This window comes from Deltaproteobacteria bacterium (assembly GCA_016234845.1).
GTDB lineage: Bacteria > Desulfobacterota > Deferrimicrobia > Deferrimicrobiales > Deferrimicrobiaceae > JACRNP01.
Map to the genome: position 1 here is coordinate 1 of JACRNP010000085.1, position 4,028 is coordinate 4,028.

General features: G+C 70.0%; 2 protein-coding genes. Both read left to right on the forward strand.

Annotation, left to right across the window (positions count from 1 at the left end; genetic code table 11):
* Positions 1–154 precede the first annotated feature (154 nt).
* Positions 155–2,149: an excinuclease ABC subunit UvrB gene (uvrB, locus tag HZB86_06475; protein MBI5905182.1), complete on the forward strand. Its 1,995-nt coding sequence runs from the start codon at positions 155–157 to the stop codon at positions 2,147–2,149.
* The gene (gene uvrC / locus HZB86_06480) at positions 2,136–3,803 is read left to right on the forward strand and encodes an excinuclease ABC subunit UvrC (protein MBI5905183.1); all 1,668 of its coding nucleotides are present in this window, start codon (positions 2,136–2,138) and stop codon (positions 3,801–3,803) included. The genes uvrB and uvrC overlap by 14 nt, the downstream gene beginning before the upstream one ends.
* Positions 3,804–4,028 lie beyond the last annotated feature (225 nt).

The window sequence follows — 4,028 nt, forward strand, 5'->3', positions numbered from 1 at the left end:
GGAGCTCGACGCCGCCGGCGTCCTCCTCGAGGACGGCAAGGGCGGGACAACGTGGAAGTACAAGGAGTGACCGGCGGATAACACAGGGCCGGAAGCCCCCCGCGAGCCGAGGCCCGTTCACATGTTCTTATTCCGCCAACAGGGTTGAGGTGAATTGTCAGGTTACGCATTCAAGCTGGCGGCGCCGTTCGCCCCCGCGGGGGACCAGCCGGCGGCGATCCGGGAGCTGTCCGAGGGGCTCTCCCGCGGGATCCCGCGCCAGGTGCTGCTCGGAGTCACGGGTTCCGGGAAGACGTACACGATGGCGTCCGTCGTCGCCGCCGTGGACCGCCCGGCGCTGGTGATCGCGCCGAACAAGACGCTGGCCGCGCAGCTCTACTCCGAGTTCAAGGCGCTCTTCCCCGAAAACGCCGTCGAATATTTCGTCTCCTACTACGACTACTACCAGCCCGAGGCGTACGTCCCGCAGACCGACACCTTCATCGAGAAGGATTCGGCGATCAACGAGCAGATCGACAAGATGCGGCACGCCGCGACGCGTTCGGTCATGACGCGGCGCGACGTGATCGTGGTGGCGTCGGTGTCGTGCATCTACGGGCTGGGTTCCCCGGAGTTCTACGCGGCGATGACGATCCGGCTGTCCGCGGGGGCGGAATTTCCGCGGAACGCCCTGCTGCGCCGGCTGATCGACCTCCAGTACGAGCGCAACGACGTCGACTTCCACCGCGGGACCTTCCGGGTCCGGGGCGACGCGGTAGAGTTGTTCCCGGCGTACGAGGAGGACCGGGCCCTGCGGATCGAGTACGACTTCGACCGGATCGAGCGGATACGGTACGTCGACCCGCTGCGGGGCGCCCGGCTCGCCGAGGTCGGGGAGACGGTCGTCTTCCCCGCGAGCCACTACGTGACCCCGGAGGATCAGCTCGAGCGCGCCGTCCGCGGGATCGAGGTGGAGCTCGAGGCGCGGCTCGCCGAGCTCGCGGGGGGAGGGAAGCTCCTGGAGGCGGAGCGGCTCCGGCAGCGGACGACGTACGATCTCGAGATGATCCGGCAGATGGGGTTCTGCTCCGGCATCGAGAACTACTCGCGGCATTTGGACGGGAGGGTTGCCGGACAGCCGCCGCACACGCTCATCGACTACTTCCCGAAAGGGTTCGTGACGTTCCTCGACGAATCCCACATCACGGTCCCGCAGCTGAACGGGATGTACAACGGCGACCGGTCCCGGAAGCAGACGCTGGTCGATTTCGGATTCCGGCTCCCTTCCGCCCTCGACAACCGCCCCTTGCGGTTCGAGGAGTGGAACGAGCGGGTCGGGCAGGTCGTGTTCGTCTCCGCGACCCCGGCGGAGTACGAGCTGCGGGAGAGCGGAGGCGCCGTGGTGGAGCAGATCATCCGGCCCACGGGGCTCGTCGACCCCGGGGTGGAGGTGCGGCCGGCGAACGCGCAGGTGGACGACCTCCTGGGCGAGATCCGGGCCCGCGCGGCGGCCGGGGAGCGGGTCCTCGTGACCACGCTGACGAAGCGGATGGCGGAGGACCTGACGGAGCATTACGAGGCGCAGGGGGTGCGCGTCCGGTACCTCCACTCCGATATCGACACGATGGAGCGGGTGAGCATCCTCCGCGACCTGCGGCTGGGGAAGTTCGACGCGCTGATCGGGATCAACCTGTTGCGGGAGGGGCTCGATCTCCCGGAGGTGTCGCTGGTCGCGATCCTCGATGCCGACAAGGAGGGGTTCCTCCGCTCCGCCCGCTCCCTCGTACAGACGTTCGGCCGCGCCGCGCGGAACGTCTCCGGGAAGGTGATCCTCTACGCGGACGCCGAGACCGGGTCGATGCGGGAGGCGATCTCCGAGACGCGGCGGCGAAGGGAGCGGCAGACGGCGTACAACCGGGAGCGGGGGATCACCCCGGAGACGGTCCGGAAGACGGTGTCGGAGCCGCTCGGGGTCGCGTGCGAGGCCGACTATGTCACGGTCCCGGCGGCGGAGGAGTGGGAGTTCCGTTCGAAGGAGGAGATGCTGAAGCGGATCCGCACCCTCCGGAAGGATATGGAGCGTGCGGCGAAGAAGCTCGATTTCGAGCGTGCGGCGGAGCTGCGCGACCGCCTGCTCGCGCTGGAGAAGGTGGAGCTTGCCGCGGGCTGAGGAAATCGCCGGCCCGGACGACTGGAGGGCGTTCCCGCAGGCCCCGGGCGTCTACATCATGTCGGATGCCCGGGGGAGCGTCCTGTACGTCGGGAAGGCCAAGGAGCTGCGGGCCCGGCTTCGGAACTACGCGTCCCCGGGGGGGGACGGACGGCCGACGATCCCGCACCTGATGGCCCGCGTGCGCGGCGTGCGCTGCATCGTCACCGCGACGGAGAAGGAGGCGCTCCTCCTCGAGAACACGCTGATCAAGCGCCACCGGCCGCCGTTCAACATCTTCTTCCGCGACGACAAGGAGTACCTGCTGCTGCGGATCGATCGGGCGGAGGAGTTCCCGCGCCCCGAGCTCGTCCGGAAGGCCGCGCGGGACGGGGCGCTCTATTTCGGGCCGTACTCGTCGGCGCGCGGGATCCGGGAGACGCTCCGGGAACTGCTGCGGATCTTTCCGCTGTGCTCCTGCTCCCGGAAGAAGTTCGCCTCGCGCCGGCGCCCCTGCCTCAACTTCCAGATGGGCCGATGCCTCGGCGCGTGCGCGGGAAAGATCGACCGGGAGCGGTACCTTCCGGTCGTCGACAACGCGGTCCGGTTCCTGCGCGGCGAGTACCGGGAGCTCCTCGCGCGGTGGAAGGCGGAGATGGGGGAGCATTCCCGGGCGACGCGGTACGAGGAGGCCGCGAGGCTCCGGGACCGGATCGCCGTCGTGTCGAAGACCCTGGTCCGGCAGCGGGTGGTGCACGCCGTGGAGGGGGACGTCGACGCGGTCGGGTGGTTCCGCGACGGCGGGCAGGCCACCGCGTCGGTGCTGTACCTCCGCAACGGCCGCCTGACCGACGCGCATCACCGCCACTTCCGGTGGGAGGGGGAGCCCGGCGAGGCGATGGCGTCGTTCCTGCTGCAGCATTACGGGGAAGGGGCGTACTTTCCCGCGGAGATCCTCCTGCCGTTCCCGCTGGAGGACCTCCCGGCGCTTTCGGACGCGCTCGGCGAGCGGGCCGGTCACCGCGTGGCGCTGAAGGTGCCGTCCCGGGGCGAGAGGCTGCGGCTGGTCGAACTGGCCGCCAGGAACGCGGGGGAAAGCGCGAGGATGCGGCGGGAGAAGGAGGAGGCGTACTCCCGTCTCGCGGAGCGGATGGCGGCCCTGTTCTCCCTGCCGGGCCCGCCCGCCCGGATCGAGGGGTTCGACATATCGAACATCTCCGGGACGGAAGCCGTGGGGTCGATGGTGGCGTTCGTGGAGGGAAGGCCCGCGAAGAAGTGGTACCGGAAATTCTCCGTCCGCGGGGTCGAGGGGCAGGACGACTTCGCGATGATGGAGGAGGTGGTCCGCCGCCGGTTCGGGCACGGCGACGATTTCGGCGGGACGCCGGGGCTCGTCCTCGTCGACGGCGGGAAGGGGCAGCTCTCCTCCGCGGCGGCGGCGTTGCGCTCCGCGGGCGCGGGCTCGGTCCCGGTGATCTCGCTCGCCAAGGAGCGGGTCCGCGGCGGCGAGAAGGTCGCCCGCGAGCGGTTCTTCATTCCGGGGCGGAAGAACCCGATCGTCCTCCCGGCGAACGACCCGGTGCTCCTCCTGCTGATGCGGGTCCGGGACGAGGCCCACCGCTTCGCCGTAACGTTCCACCGCGCCCGCCGCGCCCGCGCCGCGTTTCATTCCTGACCTCGCTTCCATGAGCCGCTGCGTTCCTCGTGCCCCCGAGGCATCCCTTCGCGGGGGTACCCCGCCAGCGCGAAGCTCGTAGCGGGGCGGGGGGCTTGCCCCCGCTGCGGATCTCCGCACCGTTAACGGGAGCGTACGGAGCAGGGGGGTCCCCTGAGCGGAGCCGCCAGCGCGGAACCGGCGGAGAACCCGCCATGTTGGGCCGATTGGCTTGAGCGGGGCGAA